The sequence below is a fragment of the Tardiphaga sp. genome (assembly GCF_044336785.1).
Lineage (GTDB): Bacteria > Pseudomonadota > Alphaproteobacteria > Rhizobiales > Xanthobacteraceae > Tardiphaga.
The window spans coordinates 1-19,971 of record NZ_JBIIOT010000025.1 but is presented as its reverse complement, the minus strand read 5'-3'; the positions used below and the strand labels follow the sequence as shown (position 1 = coordinate 19,971).

14 protein-coding genes are annotated in these 19,971 nt (G+C 64.8%); 10 read left to right on the top strand and 4 right to left on the bottom strand.

Annotation, left to right across the window (positions count from 1 at the left end; all coding sequences use genetic code 11):
- Positions 1-35 precede the first annotated feature (35 nt).
- The 9 genes from coaBC (at position 36) to trxA (ending at position 15,182) form a co-directional block, all read left to right on the top strand.
- Positions 36-1,490, top strand: coding sequence for a bifunctional phosphopantothenoylcysteine decarboxylase/phosphopantothenate--cysteine ligase CoaBC (gene coaBC / locus ACIQ2A_RS09830; protein ID WP_398478390.1), 1,455 nt, complete (start codon positions 36-38; stop codon positions 1,488-1,490).
- Positions 1,487-1,945, top strand: a complete 459-nt coding sequence (gene dut, locus ACIQ2A_RS09825; RefSeq protein WP_398478388.1) for a dUTP diphosphatase — start codon at positions 1,487-1,489, stop codon at positions 1,943-1,945. The genes coaBC and dut overlap by 4 nt, the downstream gene beginning before the upstream one ends.
- Before the next feature lie 309 nt (positions 1,946-2,254).
- Entirely contained in the window at positions 2,255-4,768 is a 2,514-nt protein-coding gene (locus tag ACIQ2A_RS09820) for an ATP-binding protein (RefSeq protein ID WP_398478386.1), read from the top strand.
- Positions 4,769-4,961: 193 nt separating this feature from the next.
- Positions 4,962-6,482 (top strand): tRNA (adenosine(37)-N6)-threonylcarbamoyltransferase complex ATPase subunit type 1 TsaE, encoded by a 1,521-nt coding sequence (gene tsaE, locus ACIQ2A_RS09815; protein ID WP_398478384.1) that lies wholly within the window; start codon positions 4,962-4,964, stop codon positions 6,480-6,482.
- A 229-nt stretch (positions 6,483-6,711) separates the two neighbouring features.
- Complete coding sequence (locus ACIQ2A_RS09810) at positions 6,712-7,038, top strand: PilZ domain-containing protein (RefSeq protein ID WP_398478381.1); 327 nt, start codon at positions 6,712-6,714, stop codon at positions 7,036-7,038.
- Between the two features lie 125 nt (positions 7,039-7,163).
- Positions 7,164-7,886 carry a nucleotidyltransferase family protein gene (locus ACIQ2A_RS09805; protein ID WP_398478379.1) on the top strand — a complete coding sequence of 241 codons (723 nt, stop codon included), beginning with the start codon at positions 7,164-7,166 and terminating at the stop codon, positions 7,884-7,886.
- 193 nt (positions 7,887-8,079) lie between these two features.
- On the top strand, positions 8,080-11,262 hold the full coding sequence (addB, locus tag ACIQ2A_RS09800) for a double-strand break repair protein AddB (protein WP_398478377.1): 3,183 nt from the start codon (positions 8,080-8,082) through the stop codon (positions 11,260-11,262).
- The gene (gene addA, locus ACIQ2A_RS09795; RefSeq protein ID WP_398478375.1) at positions 11,259-14,759 is read left to right on the top strand and encodes a double-strand break repair helicase AddA; all 3,501 of its coding nucleotides are present in this window, start codon (positions 11,259-11,261) and stop codon (positions 14,757-14,759) included. The genes addB and addA overlap by 4 nt, the downstream gene beginning before the upstream one ends.
- A 102-nt stretch (positions 14,760-14,861) precedes the next feature.
- On the top strand, positions 14,862-15,182 hold the full coding sequence (gene trxA / locus ACIQ2A_RS09790) for a thioredoxin (protein ID WP_398478372.1): 321 nt from the start codon (positions 14,862-14,864) through the stop codon (positions 15,180-15,182).
- Positions 15,183-15,366: 184 nt separating this feature from the next.
- On the opposite strand, the gene ACIQ2A_RS09785 is transcribed toward trxA, so the two are convergent.
- From ACIQ2A_RS09785 to trpA, 4 genes are all read right to left on the bottom strand, one after another.
- Positions 15,367-16,107 carry a metallophosphoesterase family protein gene (locus tag ACIQ2A_RS09785; protein ID WP_398478370.1) on the bottom strand — a complete coding sequence of 247 codons (741 nt, stop codon included), beginning with the start codon at positions 16,105-16,107 and terminating at the stop codon, positions 15,367-15,369.
- Between the two features lie 160 nt (positions 16,108-16,267).
- On the bottom strand, positions 16,268-17,596 hold the full coding sequence (locus tag ACIQ2A_RS09780) for a bifunctional folylpolyglutamate synthase/dihydrofolate synthase (protein ID WP_398478368.1): 1,329 nt from the start codon (positions 17,594-17,596) through the stop codon (positions 16,268-16,270).
- Positions 17,593-18,516, bottom strand: coding sequence for an acetyl-CoA carboxylase, carboxyltransferase subunit beta (accD, locus tag ACIQ2A_RS09775; RefSeq protein ID WP_398478366.1), 924 nt, complete (start codon positions 18,514-18,516; stop codon positions 17,593-17,595). Before accD ends, ACIQ2A_RS09780 begins: the two co-directional genes overlap by 4 nt.
- Before the next feature lie 105 nt (positions 18,517-18,621).
- Positions 18,622-19,458, bottom strand: coding sequence for a tryptophan synthase subunit alpha (gene trpA / locus ACIQ2A_RS09770; protein WP_398478363.1), 837 nt, complete (start codon positions 19,456-19,458; stop codon positions 18,622-18,624).
- A 207-nt stretch (positions 19,459-19,665) separates the two neighbouring features.
- Here trpA and ACIQ2A_RS09765 point away from each other — a divergent pair.
- On the top strand, positions 19,666-19,971 hold a 306-nt coding region (locus ACIQ2A_RS09765; protein ID WP_398478361.1), incomplete at its 3' end, for an endonuclease domain-containing protein.

The following is a 19,971-nucleotide window of genomic DNA, read 5'->3' as shown; positions in this document are numbered from 1 at the left end:
TGCTAGCATTGCCATCACACAGCGCGAGGCGCCGCATGGCCAATCTCTCCATTCGCAATCTCGACGACGCCATTCGCGACGAAATCCGGCTCCGGGCGGCGCGCAACGGGCGGTCCGTGGAGGACGAAGTCCGGGTCATTTTGCGTGAGGCGTCGCAAGGCGGCCATCGTGCGGCCGCTGGTTTGCCGCAAGAACAGCTCCCCGAAAATGCGGCTTCACCGCCCGCTTCGCGCGAAATCTTGCGGCAAAATAGTGGCAGCCAGCCCAAGGTCACGCTGATCATCGGCGGCGGCATCGCGGCCTATAAATCCCTCGACCTGATCCGCCGGATCAAGGAGCGCGGCATCCATGTCCGGGTCGTGCTGACCCAGGCCGCGCAAAAATTCGTCACGGCACTGGCTGCGAGCGCCCTCTCGAACGAGCGCGCTTACACCGACCTGTTCGATCCGCAGAGCGAGTTCGATGCCGGGCATATCCGCCTCGCGCGCGAATGCGATCTGATCGTCGTGGCGCCGGCGACCGCGGATCTGATGGCCAAGATGGCGAACGGGCATGCGGATGATCTCGCCTCCGCGATTCTTCTCGCATCCAACAAGCCGATCCTGATCGCGCCGGCGATGAATCCGTTGATGTGGGGCAACCCTGCAACGAAGCGCAATGTCGCGCAGCTGCAGCGCGATGGCATCCGCATGATCGGGCCGAATGCCGGCGAGATGGCCGAGCGCAATGAAGCCGGTGTCGGGCGCATGGCGGAGCCGACGGAGATTGCGGAAGCCGCCAATGCGCTGCTGCGACCGCAACGTCCACAGCCGCTGAGGGGCAAGCGCGTGCTGATCACCGCGGGGCCGACCCATGAGCCGATCGATCCCGTGCGCTATATCGCCAACCGCTCGTCGGGCAAGCAGGGTTATGCGATCGCGGATGCGGCGCGTGCGGCGGGCGCTGACGTGATTCTGGTGTCAGGCCCGGTCGAGCTCGATGAGCCCCGTGGTGTGGACGTGAAGCATGTGGAATCCGCGCGGGATATGCTGAGCGCGGTCGAGGCCGCACTGCCTGTCGATATCGCGATCTTAGCCGCAGCGGTTGCCGACTGGCGCGTCGTCAATGAAGGCGCGCAAAAGCTGAAGAAGAAGGCCGGCGAAGCGATGCCGCCGCTGCAGCTCACAGAAAATCCGGACATCCTCGCGACGATCTCGAAACGCGAATCGAATCGTCCTCCGCTGGTCATCGGCTTCGCGGCCGAGACCGAGCACCTCATCGACAACGCCACTGCAAAAATCAAGCGCAAGGGCTGCGACTGGATCGTGGCCAATGACGTCTCGCCGGCCACCGGCATTATGGGCGGCGACAGCAACACTGTGAACCTGCTCACGCGCGACAAGGAGAGCGGCGAGATCGCCGTTGATTCATGGGCGCCGATGAGCAAGGAGGATGTCGCCGTGACGCTTGTCGCGCGCATCGCTTCCGCCATTGCGAAAGAGACACCATGAGCAGCACCGTCAAAGTCGAAGTCCAGCAATTGCCGCATGGCGCGGGCCTGCCGCTGCCGGCCTATCAGACCGCGCATGCCGCGGGGATGGACCTGCTGGCGGCGGTCCCGGATTCCGCGCCGGTGGTGCTGGAGCCCGGCAAGGTCGCGATGGTGCCGACGGCACTGAGCATTGCGCTGCCGCCGGGCTATGAGGCGCAGGTGCGTCCGCGCTCCGGGCTGGCGGCGAAGCATGGCATCACGGTGCTGAATTCGCCGGGGACGATCGATGCGGATTATCGCGGCGAGATCGCGGTGATCCTGATCAATCACGGCAGTGCAGCTTTCACGATCAAGCGCGGTGAGAGAATCGCGCAGATGGTGATTGCGAAGGTCGAGCAGGCGGAACTGGTGACGGTGACGGCTCTGGGCGAGACCGAGCGCGGTAGCGGCGGGTTTGGTTCGACGGGGAGATAAAGCGCCTGATCGTAGGATGGGTTGAGCGAAGCGAAAACCCATCGGCCGAACGATGTGGCTCACTCCGCCGATGGGTTATCGCTCCGGCGCTGCGCGCCTGCGCTCAACCCATCCTACGAGACAGCAAGACCGAGTCTTTTCGCCACACTCCGCGCAATTCGATTCAAACGCCGCCGCTTTTCTTAACCCCCTGATTCACGTTCACGGTCTGGACTCTTACCCGGCGAGTCCCGAAGCAGATATCCTCCACCGATTCGTTTGAGGTGGTGCGGGGACCGCCTGGGGAGTCGTGCGGTTTTGGGGCGAAGAATGCCAGGCGTGGTCGCGATGATGCGTCGGACCTTGCTCTCATGCACCGCCATGGTGCGTGACGGGCTTGTCGGCGTCGGTGCGTCCGTCGCACTCGCCTCCCACGCGCTCGCCGCCGAGGGCTCGCCCCTCACGCTCGCCGGCCTGGTCGATCTCGATCGCCAGGAAATTGCAGCGCTCACCACCGGCGGCGCCGTGCTCGGCTTTTCCGTGGTCTGCGCGATCCTGCTGATGCGCAATCGCCAGCGCGCCGCGCGCACCGAGACCAAACTGCGCAACGAACTCCATGCCGTGCAGACCGAAGCCGATCGCTTTCGCGCGCTGCTGTTCACCGAGCCGCAGGTGCTGGTCTCCTGGGCCGCCGGCGAAACCCGCCCCGAAATTTCCGGCGATACCGCCATCATGATGTCGCAGGATCCGCAGGCGCATCAGCCGCAGCGCATTCTCGCTTTCGGAACCTGGCTGCCGCCGGAACCGGCGCTGCGCATGGACCATGCCGTCGATGCGCTGCTCGATGCCGGTGAAGGCTTTGTGCTCAATCTCACCACCACGACAGGTCGCGCCATCGAAGCCATGGGCCGCGCCATCGGCGGGCAGGCCATTGTGCGGATTCGCGAACTCTCCGGCCTGCGCCGTGAGCTCGCCGAAATGACCCTCCGCTATAAGGGCCTCGCGGAAGAAAGCGACACGCTGCGCGGTTTCGCCAATGCGGCGCCGACGCCGATCTGGGCGCGCCATGCCGATGGCAAGCTGGCTTTCGCCAATGCCGCTTATGTGCGCGCGACCGAAGCCGCCGATACGGCCGACGCCATCGGCCGCAATCTCGAGCTCCTCGACAGCGACCACCGCGACAGCCTTGCGCATGCGCTGAACGACAACCAGCCGTTTGCCGCGCGCATCCCCCTCGTCATTTCCGGCGAGCGCAAGATTTTTGACGTACATGCCGCGCGCATCGGCGCCGGCAGCGCCGGCATGGCCATCGATGCATCCGAAGCTGCAGCCCTGAAGGCGGCACTCGTCCGCATGGCGGAAGCGCATCGCCGCACGCTGGATCAGCTGTCATCCGGCGTCGCCGTGTTCGACGGCCAGCGTCGGCTGGCTTTCTACAACGATGCCTATCGCCGGCTGTGGGACCTCGATCGCACCTTCCTCGACAGCAATCCCGACGATTCCAGCGTGCTGGATCGCCTGCGCGCGGCGCGCAAATTGCCGGAGCAGCCGAATTTCCGCACCTGGAAAAACAAGCTGCACGAGGCCTATCACGCCAATGAAGCCCATAAGGACGTCTGGTATCTGCCGGATGGCCGCGCGCTCTCCATCGTCACCACGCCGAATCCCGAAGGCGGCGTCACCTATCTGTATGACGATGTCACCGAACGCCTCGATCTCGCCCGCCGCTTCGACGGACTGATCCGCGTCCAGCGCGAAACGCTCGATGCCCTCGGCGAAGCCGTGGCCGTGTTCGGCAGCAATGGCCGCGCGCAGCTGTTCAATCCGGCTTTCGCAAAGATGTGGCGCCTCTCCGACGAGGCGCTGGCGCAAGAGCCGCATATCGAGATGGTCGAGACCTGGTGTCGGCCGCTATTCGACGAGCCTGCCGTCTGGCAGACCATTCGCGGCGCCATCACCTCCATCGACAATCGCGCGCCGGTGCCGCTGAAGATGGAGCGCAAGGACGGCAGCGTGCTGGCCTGCATGTGCATGCCGCTGCCGGACGGCGCGACCATGCTGACCTTCCAGGACATTTCCGACGCCGAGAATGTCGAGCGTGCACTGCGCGAGCGCAATGAGGCGCTCGAGGCGGCCGACCAGATGAAGGTGGATTTCGTCCACCACGTCTCCTACGAACTGCGCTCGCCACTCACCACCATCATCGGCTTCGCGCATCTGCTCAGCGATTCCTCGACAGGGCCGCTGCTGGCCAAGCAGGCCGAATATCTCGACTACATCACCACCTCGACCTCGGCGCTGCTGGCGATCATCAATAACATCCTCGATCTCGCCACCATCGATGCCGGCGCGATGTCGCTCAATCTCGGCCCGATCGACATCCGCGCGATCATCGATGCTGCGGCCGAAGGCGTGCAGGATCGTCTCGCGCGCGACCGCATCGCGCTGCAGATCGACGTCGCCTCTGACATCGGCAGCTTCATCGGCGACGAGAGCCGCGTGGTGCAGGTGCTCTATAATCTGCTCGCCAATGCGGTCGGCTTTGCGCCGCATGATTCAGCTGTCACGCTGAGAGCGGCGCGCACCGAGCACATGATCACCTTCTCGGTGACCGATCGCGGCCCCGGCATTCCGCAGGACAAGCAGGACAAGATCTTCGACTGGTTTGAAAGCCACGCCAATGGCTCGCGCCATCGCGGCGCCGGGCTCGGCCTGTCGCTGGTGCGCTCCTTCGTCGAACTGCATGGCGGCAAGGTGCGGATCGACTCAGCGGTTGGGAGGGGCACCACAGTGAGTTGCGACTTCCCTTTGGACCAAACCGCCCATCGTAACGCGGCCGAATGAGCGGGGCTGCTCACCTTTCGACAGCGCTCCGTTCACCTCTCCCCACCGGGGAGAGGTCGGATCGCTCTTGCGATCCGGGTGAGGGGGCAAAAGCGGACGGCGGCGCTTGGGGAGGCCCCCTCACCCGCTCCGGCTTCGCTGCGCTACGCCGGATCGACCTCTCCCCGGTGGGGAGAGGTGTCGGAGCCCGGCCATGACAGAACCCGCAACCTTCTCCCTCGCGCTGCCCAATGAAGACGCCACGGCCGCGCTGATGGCTGATCTTGCGCTGCTGATCAGCGCCGGCGATGTCATCACCCTGTCCGGCGATCTCGGCGCCGGCAAGACATCGGCGGCCCGCGCGATGATCCGCTATCTCGCCGGCGATGACGAACTCGAAGTGCCGAGCCCGACCTTCACGCTGGCGCAGAGCTACGACCTGCCATCCTTCCCGCTGGTGCATGCGGATCTCTATCGCATCACCGAGCCGTCCGAGATGGAGGAGATCGGCCTTTCGCCATTGCCCGAAGGCACGGTGGCGCTGATCGAATGGCCGGAACGTGCCGAAGGCGATTTGCCCGCCGATCGTATCGATATCGCGCTGACGCATCGGCCTGCGCTGGGCTCGCTCGCGCGCGCCGCGGAGATTACCGGGCACGGCAAGGCTGCAGCGATCGTACAGCGCCTGCAGAGCTTGCGCGAATTCCTGGAAGAAGCGCGCACTCTCGATGCCGGACGCCGGCGCATGGCAGGCGATGCCTCGACGCGCTCCTATGCGCGGCTGATCCGCGACGACGGCGTCTTCATCCTGATGAATGCGCCGAAACGCCCCGACGGCGCGCCTGTCTATGGCGGCAAGTCCTACAGCGCCGCGGTGCATCTGGCGGAGGATGTGAAGCCGTTCGTTGCGATTGCAAACGGGCTGCGCGCGCAAGGCATCTCGGCGCCGGCGATCCATCACGCCGATCTCGATGCGGGCTTTCTGATCACGGAAGATTTCGGCATCGAAGGCGTGATCGAGGGATCGCCGCCTGCACCAATCGTGGAACGCTATCAGGCGGCCACCGACATGCTGGCGGTGCTGCATGGCAAGCAACTGCCGGAAACGCTGCCGCTGCTGCCGCATCAGGACTATACGATTCCCGTCTTCGACACCGACGCGCTGCTGATCGAGGTCGGGCTGATGCCGGAATGGTATCTGCCGGATCGCGATGCTGCCCCGAGTGACGCGTTGCAGGCGGAGTTTCTTGCGCTGTGGCGCGAGTTGCTGACATCGATCGAAGCCGCACCGCGCACCTGGGTGTTGCGCGACTTCCATTCGCCGAACATGATCTGGCTGCCCGCGCGCGACGGCATCAATCAGGTCGGCGTCATCGATTTCCAGGATACGGTGCTCGGCCATGCGGCCTATGATGTCGTGTCGCTGCTGCAGGATGCGCGGATCGACGTGCCCGAGCCCATCGAGCTTGCGATGCTGACGCGCTATATCAAGGCGCGGCTCGCGGCGGAGCCGGATTTCGATCCGGCGTCGTTTGCCGAGATCTATGCGATCATGTCGGCGCAGCGGAACACGCGGCTGCTCGGCACCTTCGCGCGCCTCAATCGCCGCGATGGCAAGCCGCATTATCTCAAGCATCAGCCGCGGATCTGGACCTATCTCAATCGATCACTGGCGCATCCGAGACTGACGGCGTTTCGCGAGTGGTATGAGAGATATGTACCGGCGCCTGGGTAACTCGGCCCTCATCCTGAGGAGCCGCGCAGCGGCGTCTCGAAGGATGGCTGCAGGCTCCGAGCCCGGCCAGCTCCATGGTTCGAGACGCGCGCAAGGGCGCGCTCCTCACCATGAGGGACGGAGCTGCCCCAATCCTTAACGCAATCTTAGCCACGATCGCCTTAGTCTCGTCCTCAAGATCGGCCAAAGCCTCGTTTGCGGGGCTATCGGTACTGAGTAGGGATCGGTCATGGCACACACGGACCAACGCAGCGACCATCGGGTCGTGTTCGAGCGCGGCTTTCCCGCGCAGATGATGGGGATCGACGGCACCTGGCGTCGCGCCTGCATTCTCGAAGATGTGTCCGAGACTGGCGCGAAGCTGACTGTCGAGACCTCGGTCGAGGGATTGCACCTGAAAGAATTTTTCCTGCTGCTGTCATCCACGGGCCTCGCCTATCGCCGCTGCGAACTCGGCTGGGTGAATGGCGACCAGATCGGCGTGAATTTCCTCAAGCCGGGCGACAAGAAGAAGAAAAGTTCAAAACGACCGGAGAATCAGGACGCCGACGCGTGATCATGCGGCATGTCGCACCGACGTCATGTCGCGCCCTTATTGCTCGATGAATTTATGCGCGACTGCGCGCCCCGTGCTACACTTTCCACCAATCGATTCAGAATCGCTTTTCGAGACGCAACGTCATGTCCGTGAAACCCACCAAAGCCATGGTTCTCGCTGCTGGCCTCGGGCTGCGCATGCGCCCGCTGACCGAGACCATGCCGAAACCGCTGGTGCCCGTCGCCGGCCAGCCATTGCTCGATCATGTGCTGGATAAACTCGCGGCCGTCGATGTGCGCGAAGCCGTGGTCAATGTGCATTACCTGCCTGACCAGATCATCGATCATGTGAAGACACGCACGGCGCCGAAGATCACGATCTCCGACGAACGCGACCAGGTGCTCGGCACCGGTGGCGGCGTGGTGAAAGCATTGCCGCTGCTGGGCAGCGAGCCGTTCTATCATCTCAATGCCGATACGATGTGGATCGACGGCGCACGACCGAATCTGGTGCGCCTCGCCGAGAGTTTTGATCCGGCGAAGATGGACATCCTGTTGCTGATGGCGCCGACGGCGAACAGCATCGGCTATAGCGGCAAGGGTGATTATGAGATGCGCCCCGACGGCACGCTGCGCCGCCGCAAGGAAAACCAGGTGGTGCCGTTCGTCTATGCCGGCGTGGCCATCATCTCGCCGGCGATTTTTGCGGATGCGCCGCAAGGTGAATTCGCGCTGACAAAACTGTTCGACCGCGCGAATGAGGCCGAGCGGCTCTACGGCCTGCGCATGGACGGCGTGTGGATGCATGTCGGCACGCCCGACGCGGTGCGCGCTGCGGAAGACGCGTTCCTGGCGAGCGTGGCGTAATCCCGAACTCCACCCTCATCCTGAGGAGCCGCGCAGCGGCGTCTCGAAGGATAGTGGCACGCTCCGAGCTAGGCCAGCTCATGATTCGAGACGCGCGCAAGAGCGCGCTCCTCACCATGAGGTGGCGGAGAGCCTGACTCCCTTCCGGTCTCGGCCCATGCCATGATGCGCCCGTTCTCGAATCGGGTCGCTCATGCGCGTTTTCACCATTCCATCCTCGGCGCCGTTCCTGCGCACGCTGATCACGGCGCTGGTGGATGGCGATCTCGTGCCGGGCTTCGAAGCGCGCAGCGATCGCGCCAAACTCGCCACCGTCACGCTCTATCTGCCGACGCGCCGGGCCGGGCGCATGGCGCAGGAGGTGTTTCTCGACGTGCTCGGCGGCGACGCGGTGCTGCTGCCGCGCATCGTGCCGCTCGGCGATGTGGACGAGGAAGAACTCGCTTTCGCCCATGCCGCAGCGCCCGATGCGCTGGATTTGCCTGACGTGCCTGACGCCCTCGACGGCCTGCAGCGCCGCCTGCTGCTGGCGCAACTGATCGGGGCCTGGGCGAAGCAGATCAGGCCCGACAATCCCGCCCAGGCGCCGCTGGTGGCCGGCGGTCCCGCTTCGATGCTGGCGCTCGGCGACGATCTCGCGCGACTGATGGACGACATGGCGACGCGACAGGTGCCCTGGTCGGAGCTCGACGCATTGGTGCCCGATGCGCATGACCGCTACTGGCAGCTGACGCTCGATTTCCTCAAGATCGCGCGCGAATGGTGGCCCGCCGAACTGGAGGGCCGCAACCGGATCGAACCAGCGGTGCGGCGCGATCGCCTCATCGATGCGGAAGCAGCAAGGCTGAAGGCCCATACAGGCGGGCCGATCATCGCCGCGGGCTCGACGGGCTCGATGCCGACCACGGCAAAGTTCCTGCACGCGGTGGCGCAGCTTGCACAAGGCGCCGTGGTGCTGCCGGGGCTGGATACCGATCTCGACGAGGCCTCGTGGAAACTGATCGGCGGCAGCCGGGATGTGCTCGGCTTCGTCGAATCCTCCGCATCGAATCATCCGCAATATGCGCTGCATGCGCTGCTGGAGCGCTTCAACATCAAGCGCAGCGATGTGATCACGCTCGGTGCGCCATTGCCACATGGGCGCGAATTGCTGGCCTCGGAAGCGATGCGGCCGTCGAACGCGACGGCGCAGTGGCACAAGCGGCTGAGCGAGCCGGCAGTCGAGCAGAAGATCGCTGCAGGCATGACGAAGCTCTCCGTCATCGCCGCTGCCAATCCGGAAATGGAAGCGCTCGCGATCGCGATTGCGATGCGCGAGGCCCATGAGCAGAAGAAATCCGCCGCATTGGTGACGCCCGATCGCGCGCTGGCACGGCGGGTGATGGCGGCGCTGGGAAGATGGAATCTGCTGTTCGATGATTCCGGCGGCGATGCGCTGACCGAGACATCCGCCGGCATCTTTGCGCGGCTTGTTGCCGAAGCGGCAGCAGAGCAACTCGAGCCAGCGACATTGCTTGCGCTGCTGAAGCATCCGCTGTTCCGGCTTGGTGCGCCCGCCCACGGATGGCGGGATGCCATCGAGACGCTGGAGCTGGCGCTGCTGCGCGGCACGCGGCCGGCAGCGGGCACTTCGGGACTCAAGCAGGATTTTGCCCGGTTCCGCGACGAACTCGGCAAGCTCTATCGCGACGAACCATCGATGCTGCATCGCGCCGAGCCGCGCACGAAGCTGAGCGGCGAACAACTCGATCGCGTCGATGATCTGATCTCGGAGCTGCAGAAGGCGCTGGCCCCGCTGGAAGGCATCCATCCGATCCGGCCGATTGATTTTTCGGCTGTGGCACAGCAACATCGCGAAGCCATCGAGCGATTGTCACGGGATGACAAAGGTGCCGCCGTCGCGCTGGCCGGCCGCACCGGCGGCAATGCGCTGGCAAAGGTGTTCGACGATCTCCTCGTCATGGAAACGCCCGCGGATGGCGGCGACGATCGCCTCGTTCTCTCGGGCCTCACACTACAGCTCCGCGACTATCCCGATGTATTCCAGACCGCCTTTGCCGATGGCATCGTGCGGCGGCCGGAAGTGGCCAATGCGCGGCTGCGCATCTATGGCCAGCTCGAAGCGCGCCTCACGCAATCGGATCGCGTGATCCTCGGCGGGCTTGTCGAGGGCATCTGGCCGCCGTCGCCGCGCATCGATCCCTGGCTCAGCCGGCCGATGCGCAACCAGCTCGGCCTCGACCTGCCGGAACGCCGCATCGGCCTCACCGCGCATGACTTCGTGCAATTGCTCGGCCATGACGAGGTGATCCTCAGCCATGCGGCGAAAGTCGGCGGCGCGCCGGCGGTGGCCTCGCGCTTCCTGCATCGCATGGAAGCGGTCGCCGGTGAGGAACGCTGGACAGCCGCGGTGAAAGCCGGCGAGATCTATGTTCGCTATGCGGAAACACTCGACCAGCCCGACACCGTCACGCCGATCACGCAGCCGGAGCCGAAGCCGCCGCGCGATGCGCGCCCGCTGCGACTCTCCGTCACCGCCATCGAGGACTGGCTGCGCGATCCCTATTCGATCTATGCGAAATACATCCTGAAGCTCGCGCCGCTCGATCCCGTGGACATGCCGTTGTCCGCCGCCGATCGTGGTTCGGCGATCCACAATGCGATCGGTGACTTCACGCTGGAATTCAGCAAGGCCTTGCCGGATGATCCCGCTGCGGCGCTTCGTCGAATCGGCAAGGTGCATTTCGATCCGCTGATGAACCGGCCGGAAGCGCAGGCGCTGTGGTGGCCGCGCTTCCTGCGCATCGCATCCTGGTTTGCCAATTGGGAAATCGAACGGCGCATCAATGTGGCCAGCATCGATGCCGAGACGCGCGGCGAGATCGCGATCCCGCTCGATCATGGCCGCATCTTCCATCTCTCGGCCCGTGCCGATCGCATCGAGCATCGCACCGACCGCACCTTTGCGCTGCTCGACTACAAGACCGGCAATCCGCCGACCGGCAAACAGGTGCGCATGGGCCTGTCGCCGCAGCTGACGCTGGAAGCGGCGATTCTGCGCGAGGGCGGCTTCCGCGGCATCGCCGCCGGCAGCTCCGTGAGCGAACTCACTTATGTCCGCCTCAGCGGCAACAATCCGCCGGGCGAGGAAAAGCCGATCGAATTGCGCATCGAGCGCAAGGACGAGGCCCAGCATCCCGACGATGCCGCCATCGAGGCGCGCGCCAAGCTGGAAGCGCTGATCCGCAAGTTCGAGGACGAGGCCACCGGCTACACATCGCTCGCGCTCTCCATGTGGTCGAACCGCTACGGCGCCTATGACGATCTCGCGCGCATCAAGGAATGGTCCGCCAATGGCGGCGGAGGCGAGTCATGAGCGGCCCGCGCAATATTCCCGAGGCTGCAACGGCCAAGCAGAAGCTGGCGTCGGACCCGACATCCTCGGTGTTCGTCTCCGCCAATGCCGGCTCCGGCAAGACCTATGTGCTGGTCAATCGCGTCATTCGGCTACTGCTCAATGATGTGCCGCCGGAGAAGATTCTCTGCGTGACCTTCACCAAGGCCGCGGCCGCCAATATGGCGGAGCGCGTGTTCACGCGGCTCGGCCATTGGGTGACGCTGGATGATGCGGCACTCGATGCGGAAATCCGCAATGCCGGCGTGGCAACGCCCGACAAGAAACTGCGCGCGCGGGCGCGCGAACTGTTCGCCAGCGCGCTGGAGACGCCGGGCGGGCTGAAGGTGCAGACCATCCACGCGCTGTGCACCCGATTGCTGCAGCAGTTTCCATTCGAGGCCAATGTGCCCGCCCGCTTCAGCGTGCTGGACGACCGCGACCAGAACGAGATGATGGAGCGCGCCTCGCTCAAGGTGCTGCTTGCGGCTGCAGCTGCGCCCGCAAGCGCCGAAGGCCGCGCGCTGACCATCGCCATGACATCGGCGGCCGATGTGACCTTCCGCGATGTGGTGCGCGAAGCAAGTCTCAGCCGCGATCAATTTCTGGCCTGGATCGCGCGCGCCGGCACCACCGATGCCGCGATGGCGCAGCTGTGCGCAACGCTCGGCGTCTCGCCGACGGATACGCGCGAAGCCATCGAGCTGGAGATCGTCGATGGCCCGCATCTGCCGCGCAAGGAGTGGATCGCCACGGCGGAGAGCCTCGCGACCGGCAGCAAGACCGATGGCGACCAGGCCACGCGGCTGCGCGATGCGCTGGTGCTGTCCGGCACCGAGCAGGTGGAAAAATATCTCGAACTGTTCCTGACCAAGGAGCAGAGCTTGCGCAAATCGCTGGCGACCAAGAAGATTGCCGACAATCATCCCGGCATTCTCGCCACGCTGCAACGCGAAGGCGATCGCATCATCCCGCTGCTGGACCGCCGCCGCGGCGTCGCCATGCGCGAACGCACGGAATCGCTGCTGGTGATCGCGAGCCAGGTGGCGGAGAATTATCGCCGCGAGAAGATCGAGCGCGGGCTGCTGGATTACGATGACCTGATCGACCAGACGCTGGCGCTGCTCGATTCCGGTGCGGCGGGCTGGGTGCATTACAAGCTCGATCGCGGCGTCGATCATGTGCTGATCGATGAAGCGCAGGATACGAGCCCGCGGCAATGGGACATCCTCACCCATCTGATCGCGGAATTCACCTCCGGCGAAGGCGCGCGCGACGGCGCCAAGCGCACGATCTTTGCCGTGGGCGACGAGAAGCAATCGATCTTCTCGTTCCAGGGTGCCGCACCGCGCGAATTCGACGAACGACGGCGCGCGCTGCAGGCGCGCTTCACCAAAGCGGGTCTGAAATTCGATCCGGTCGCTTTCACCTATTCGTTCCGCACCGGCGGCGCGATCCTGCAATCGGTGGATCATGTGTTTCGCGATCCCGCGATCTATCGCAGCATCCACAATGAGAGCGCCTATCCGCAGCATGAATCCCTGGACGATGCCGGGCCGAGCCTGATCGACCTGTGGGAGCTGGAGCAGCCCGACGAGCGCCCGAGCATCGAAGGCTGGGATGCCCCCTTCGACAGACGCTCGGAAACCAGCCCGGACGTGAAGCTGGCGCGGCGGGTGCAGGCCGAGATCAGGGAGCTGATCGCGGCGAAAACGGAGACAGGGCCGCTCGGCAAGCGGCGGCGGCTTCGCTATGGCGACATGCTGATTTTGGTGCGGCGGCGCGGATCGGCTTTCAATGCGATCATCCAGGCGCTGAAGCATGCGGGCATTCCCGTGGCTGGTGCTGATCGACTGAAGCTGACCGAGCATATCGCGATCATCGACCTGATGAATCTTGCCGATGCACTGCTGCTGCCGCAGGACGATCTGGCGCTCGCGACCGTGCTGAAGAGCCCGTTGTTCGGGCTCGACGACGACGATCTCTACAAGATCGCATGGGATCGGCATGGACGATCGCTGCGCGACTCGCTTGGCGAGAAGGCGGCTGGCGACAAGACGCTCGGCGCCGCGCTGGCGCGGCTGATCGCCTGTGAAAAACATTTCGCCAGCGAGACGCCGTTTGCGTTCTATGCCTGGCTGCTCGGCGGCGATGGCGGGCGGGCGCGCATCCTGCAGCGGCTCGGCCACGAGGCCAATGATGCGCTCGATGAATTTCTCGAACTGGCGCTCGGCTATGAGCGCAAGGCGCCGGCCTCGCTGCAAGGGTTTGTCGCCTGGCTGCGCGCGGCCGATACCGAAGTGAAGCGCGACATGGAGATCACCCGCGACGAGGTGCGGGTGATGACCGTGCATGGCGCCAAGGGATTGGAAGCGCCGGTGGTGTTCATGATCGACACCACATCGTCGCCCTCGGATTCGCAGCGCATGAACCTGATCCATGTGCCGCAGGGCAATGCGGCGCCGGGGCCTTCGGGCGTGGTGGTATGGGCCGGCAAGAAGAGCGACGATCCGGAAGCCGTCGCGCTCGCCCGCGCGGCGATGATCCAGGACACCGAGGACGAATATCGCCGGCTGCTCTATGTGGCGATGACGCGCGCGGCGGACCGCCTCATTGTCGGCGGCTGCATGCCCGGCAATCGCAACGCGGTGCGTGAGCACTCCTGGTATGACCTGATCCAGAAGGGGCTGGAGAATTCCGGCCTGCAGATGCAGCAGGTGCCGCCGCCGGATGGCGTGGTGAAGCGCTATACCAAGCCGGGCGACGCGGCACCGGCGCTGAGCGCTGCGGAGACGGCGGCCGTGGCCGCCCCGATCGCATTGCCGGCCTGGCTGCATGGCAAAGTGGGCGATCAGCCGCGGCGCGAGAGCCTGCTGCGGCCATCCGATGCCGAGGACGACGATCGCTTCACGGCCTTGCCCGGCGAAGCCGAGCGACAGCGCAAGATGGCCATGCAGCGCGGCAATCTCGTGCATCGGCTGCTGCAATCGCTGCCCGAGATCGTGCCCGACAAGCGCCGCGATACGGCGATGGCTTTCCTCAGCCGCAAAGCGGAGCAGAGGGACGGCTGGACCGACATCGACCGCGGCACGCTGGCCAACCAGGTGCTGGGCCTGCTGGCCGAGCCGGGCCTCGCCGCGCTGTTCGCGCCTGGCAGCCGGGCGGAAGTGGCGGTTGCGGGACGCCTGAGCCGTCTGGACGGCTCCACTTTCCTCGTCTCCGGCCAGATCGACCGGCTGGTGGTGACGCCAACGGAGGTGCGGATCGTGGATTACAAGACCAACCACAACCCGCCCCGCAAGCTGGTGGCCGCGCCAAAAGCCTATATCCGGCAGCTGGCGCTGTATCGTGGGGTGCTGGCCAAGCTGTATCCCGACCGGCCGGTCCGCGCCGCGCTGCTCTGGACGGAAACCATTGAGATGATGGAGATTTCCAGCGCCGCGCTGGACGCGGAGCTGGCCGCCATCATCGCTGCGTGAGCACGCCTTGACCCGGCAAGGGGGCGTTCATAGGTTGGATGCATCATTCCGGCGCGCGATTCTGATCGGCGCCTTTTACTGGACAGGACGAGGATCAAGACCATGGCCGTTGGCAAGGTGACAGACGCCGATTTCGAAGCGGAAGTGCTCAAGGCGACCGGCCCGGTCGTGATCGATTTCTGGGCCGAATGGTGCGGCCCCTGCCGCATGATCGCCCCGGCGCTGGACGAAATCTCGGCCGCCATGGGCGAGAAGGTGACCATCCTGAAGCTGAACGTCGACGAGAACCCGAAGACCGCGTCGAAATATGGCGTGATGTCGATCCCGACGCTGATGATCTTCAAGGGCGGCGAAATGGCCTCCCGCCAGGTCGGCGCCGCGCCGAAGGCAAAGCTGCAGCAGTGGATTTCGTCGGCGGTGTAAGCTGAGACGGATGTGAGTTTGCGGAACGGCCGGTGACGATGTCGCCGGCCGTTTTTGTTTGCCGGATTTGAAACACCACTTGTCGTCACCCGGCTTGACCGGGTGAACCAGTAAACGCAGCCGCGGCGGTGTGTACTGGGTTGCCCGGTCAAGCCGGGCAACGACAGCAAGAGCGAGACGAAACTTACCTGATCCACCCCGTCGCCAAGGCACTCGCCCAGGCCATGCTCTCGTTCTGCCGCGCCAGCGCTGCCATCGCGTCGTGATCGTACGGCACCTGCCGGAATGTCACGTCCCAGCGATCTCCGCGCTTCTCGATGATCGCGTAACAAGCATCCGGTGTGCCGACTTCGAGCACATGGGGAAATGGCGTGATATCGCGATAGCCGGGACCGCCGACGCTGCCGGGATTGACGATCATGCGTCCGTCGCGAAGCCGCACGGACCGCGCGATATGCGTGTGGGCGCAAAGAATCAGCGATTGCGGAATGCCGGCGGCCTTGGCCTCGATGCTCTCGATAGCGGCCATATGCACCACGCCCTCGGGCGTCACCGCTTCCATCCAATAGGTGTTGTCATCATCGGGCGTGGCGTGCACGCAATAGACCTCGTTGCGATAGATCGCGCTGAACGGCAATGCGCGCAGCCACTCCATCTGCGGCGGCGTCAACTGGCTGTGCGCCAACCGATCCGACGGATACATTTGCTCCAGCGTATAGTCGGTGACGTAACGATCGTGATTGCCGCGCACGCAGACGGCATTCATGCCCATCATGATCTCGACCGTGCGATGGGCATCGAGCGGGCCGGAGACCATGTCGCCAAGATTGACGATCTCGGTGAGGCCCTGCGCCTTGATATCGGCGAGGACGGCTTCGAGAGCGAGATAGTTGCCGTGGACATCGGCAAGAACAGCGAAGCGCATGAAGACCCCTGAGCGTGAAGTTACGCCAGATACCATGCAGGTAGCATGCCGTTCTCCACAAACTCCATATCTCGTCACCCGGCTTGACCGGGTGACCCAGTACACACCGCACCATCAGTGTTTACTGGATCGCCCGGTCAAGCCGGGCGATGACAGAGAGTTACGCCGGTAGCGTGCCGTTTTCGGCAAGCACATGGCCGGCGAGATAGAGCGAGCCGCCAATCAGCACGCGCGGTGGCACTTCATAGGCGAGACGCCGCAGCGATTGCAGCGCAGCGCTGGCGCTCTCCGCCGTCTCGACGCGCATGCCGAGCGCGCGTCCGGCATCGGCTAACGTCGCGACCGGCATGGCACCGGCGCGATCGGGAATCGGCACGGCAATGATGTGCCGCGTGAGACCGGCGAAATTTGCGAGGAAGCCTGTCGCATCCTTGTTGGCCATCATGCCGACGATGACGACCAGCGGACGCGGCACACGCTCCTCGAGATCGCCCAGCGCCTCGGCGATGACACGGCCGCCTTCGGCATTGTGGCCACCATCGAGCCAAAGCTCGGACTCATCGGGGGCGAGGGGCAGCAGCTTGCCGGAGGTGAGCCGCTGCATGCGCGCGGGCCATTCGGCCGCAGCGACGCCGCGCTCGTAGATGGAGGGATCGAACTTGAATTGAGGCAGCGCACGCAGCGTCGCGATGGCCAGGCCGGCATTGCCGAACTGATGGCGACCGAACAGGCGCGGGGCCGCCAGATCCATCAAACCACGCTCATCCTGATAGACGAGACGGCCGCGCTCGACGCTGATGTGCCATTCCTGCCCGGCGCTGTGCGTCGGCGCATGCTGTTTTCGCGCCTGTGCTGCGAGGACCGCGGCGACTGCAGGCGGCTGCTCGCCGATGATCACCGGCACCCGGCGCTTGATGATGCCGGCTTTCTCCGTCGCGATCTTCTCGACGGTGTCGCCGAGAAAATCGGTGTGGTCGATGGCGATGGGCGTGATGACGGAGGCGACCGGCGCCTCGATCACATTGGTGGCGTCGAGCCGGCCACCGAGGCCGACTTCGAGCAGCAGCACATCTGCGGGATGGCTGGCGAAGATGTGGAAAGCCACCGCCGTCTCCGCCTCGAACAGCGTGATCGGCGCGCCGGCATTGACGTTTTCGACATAGGCAAAGGCGTCGCGCAGATCGCCATCGCTCACCAGCATGCCGCCGAGGCGGATGCTTTCATTCATGCGGACGAGATGCGGGGAGGTGTAGACGTGGACGCCGAGGCCCGCCGCTTCGAGGATCGCACGGAGATACGCGATGGTCGAGCCCTTGCCGTTGGTGCCGGCGACATGAATCACCGGCGGCAGGCGGCGCTCGGGATTGCCGAGCTGCGCCATCAGGCGCTGCATGCGCTCAAGCGACAGATCGATCGTGTTCGGATGCAACGCGGAGAGTCGCGCCAAAATCTCGCTCAGCGGCGATGATGTCGGCGCGGTCTCGCTCACGCTTGCGGAGCCGGCACCGCGTCGGGCGCCACGGCGATCTGCTCGGGCAGGACGCGCGGCGCGACTTCGACAGCCGGCGCCTTGGTGAGCAGGCGGCACAGGCGCGCCAGCGTCGGCTTCAGGTCATGGCGATGCACGACCATGTCGACCATGCCGTGATCGCGCAGATATTCGGCGCGCTGGAAACCCTCGGGGAGCTTTTCGCGGATGGTCTGTTCGATCACGCGCGCGCCGGCAAAGCCGATCAGCGCACCGGGCTCGGCGATCTGCACATCGCCCAGCATCGCATAGGAGGCCGTGACGCCACCGGTGGTCGGATTGGTGAGCACAACGATGTAAGGCAGTTTGGCCTCGCGCAGCATCTGCACGCCCACGGTGGTGCGCGGCAGCTGCATCAGCGACAGGATGCCTTCCTGCATGCGCGCGCCGCCGGAGGCGGCAAACACGATGAAGGGCGACTTCTTCTCGACGGCGAGTTCGAGGCCACGGACCAGCGCCTCACCGGCCGCCATGCCGAGCGAGCCGCCCATGAAATCGAAATCCTGCACGGCGACAACGGTGCCCATGCCTTCGAGCTTGCCGTAGCCGACCTTCACTGAGTCGGTCATCCCGGTCTTGGTGCGGGCGTCCTTGATGCGATCGACATATTTGCGCTCGTCGCGGAATTTCAGCGGATCGGCGACCACGTCGGGCAGCGCCACGTCGTACCAGGTCTCGTTGTCGAACACCGACTTCAGGCGCGCGGTGGCACCCATGCGCATGTGATAGTTCGAGCCGGGAATGACGAACTGGTTGCTCTCGACGTCCTTGTAGAACACCAGCTGGCCGGTATCCGGACATTTGATCCAGAGATTCTCCGGCGTCTCGCGCCGCAGAATGTTGCGGATTTTCGGACGGACGACATTGGTGAGCCAGTTCATTTCAGTCTCCGCGTCGCATGGATCGGGCGTCGCTGTTCATATTCATATGGCGGCTGGGGCCGAGCCCGGCAACCGCGGTTCCGTCCCGATAGGGACCAATTCGGCTTATTCTGCGGCCTGCTTCGCGCCGCGGACACCCGCAGCGAGCGCTGCCGTCAGGTCAGCAACCGCCGAGACAGTCTTCGCCGTCGCCTTGCCGTCCGCATCCAGCGAGCCCTTGAGGGCATCGATCAGCGCCGTGCCGACGACCGCGCCATCGGCGTGGCTGGCGATGGCCTGGGCGGCCTCCGGGGTGCGGATGCCGAAGCCAACGCAGACCGGCAGTTTGGTGTGGCGCTTGATGCGTGCCACCGCGGTGCCGACGGCCGACGCATCGGCGGCCGCAGCACCAGTGATGCCGGTGACGGAGACGTAATAGACAAAGCCCGACGTGTTCGCGAGCACGGCCGGCAGGCGCTTGTCGTCGGTGGTCGGCGTCGCGAGGCGGATGAAGTTGAGGCCGGCCTTCATCGCGGGGATGCAGAGCTCGTTATCTTCTTCCGGCGGCAGATCGACGATGATCAGGCCATCGACGCCGGCTTCCTTGGCATCGGGCAGGAATTTATCGACGCCGTAAATATAGATCGGATTGTAGTAGCCCATCAGCACGATGGGGGTCTTGTCATCGGTCGCGCGGAAATCGCGCACCAGCTGCAGCGTCTTGCGCAGCGTCGTGCCGGCTTGCAGGGCGCGCAGGCCCGCAGCCTGGATCGAAGGGCCATCGGCCATCGGATCGGTGAAGGGCATGCCGAGCTCGATGATATCGGCACCGGCCTTCGGCAACGCTTTCACAATCTCCAGCGCGGTGGCGAGATCGGGATCGCCGGCCATGACGAAGGTGACGAAAGCCGAGCGGCCTTCGGCTTTGAGTTCGGCGAAACGGGTATCGATGCGGGTGGTCATGATGCGGGGATCGCCGTGCTATACTCTCCTGCAAAGAGAGTCCGGGGGATGAGTTGGATGATAGTTCGGCCGGAGTAGAGCCCCCTCACCCGCGCCCAAATGGGCGCGACCTCTCCCCGGTGGGGAGAGGTAAAGGGGATGCTCCGTTCACCTCTCCCCACCGGGGAGAGGTCGGATCGCCCTTGCGATCCGGGTGAGGGGGAAAGCATGGACAGGTTCAAAGCCAGGGCCAGACAACTCCGTGCCGCGCAAACGAGCGCCGAGGCAAGGCTATGGCAGTCGCTCAGGGCGCGCCAGCTGGCCCGCTGGAAGTTTCGCCGGCAGCATGTGATCAACGGCTTCATCGTCGATTTCGTGACGATCGACGGAAAGATCGTCATCGAGGTCGATGGCGTGACACATGCCACGGCCAGCGAGCTCGAATATGACGCGCGGCGGACGCGGGTGCTGGAAGATGCCGGCTTCTTCGTGCTGCGGTTCAGCAATACGGATGTGTACGAAAATCTCGAAGGC

Coding starts and splice junctions, on each gene's coding strand:
- tsaE (WP_398478384.1), top strand. CDS start 4,962: ATGACAGAACCCGCAACCTTCTCCCTCGCGCTGCCCAATGAAGACGCC.
- dut (WP_398478388.1), top strand. CDS start 1,487: ATGAGCAGCACCGTCAAAGTCGAAGTCCAGCAATTGCCGCATGGCGCG.
- ACIQ2A_RS09805 (WP_398478379.1), top strand. CDS start 7,164: ATGTCCGTGAAACCCACCAAAGCCATGGTTCTCGCTGCTGGCCTCGGG.
- trpA (WP_398478363.1), bottom strand. CDS start 19,458: ATGACCACCCGCATCGATACCCGTTTCGCCGAACTCAAAGCCGAAGGC.
- ACIQ2A_RS09810 (WP_398478381.1), top strand. CDS start 6,712: ATGGCACACACGGACCAACGCAGCGACCATCGGGTCGTGTTCGAGCGC.
- addA (WP_398478375.1), top strand. CDS start 11,259: ATGAGCGGCCCGCGCAATATTCCCGAGGCTGCAACGGCCAAGCAGAAG.
- accD (WP_398478366.1), bottom strand. CDS start 18,516: ATGAACTGGCTCACCAATGTCGTCCGTCCGAAAATCCGCAACATTCTG.
- coaBC (WP_398478390.1), top strand. CDS start 36: ATGGCCAATCTCTCCATTCGCAATCTCGACGACGCCATTCGCGACGAA.
- ACIQ2A_RS09820 (WP_398478386.1), top strand. CDS start 2,255: ATGCCAGGCGTGGTCGCGATGATGCGTCGGACCTTGCTCTCATGCACC.
- ACIQ2A_RS09785 (WP_398478370.1), bottom strand. CDS start 16,107: ATGCGCTTCGCTGTTCTTGCCGATGTCCACGGCAACTATCTCGCTCTC.
- addB (WP_398478377.1), top strand. CDS start 8,080: ATGCGCGTTTTCACCATTCCATCCTCGGCGCCGTTCCTGCGCACGCTG.
- trxA (WP_398478372.1), top strand. CDS start 14,862: ATGGCCGTTGGCAAGGTGACAGACGCCGATTTCGAAGCGGAAGTGCTC.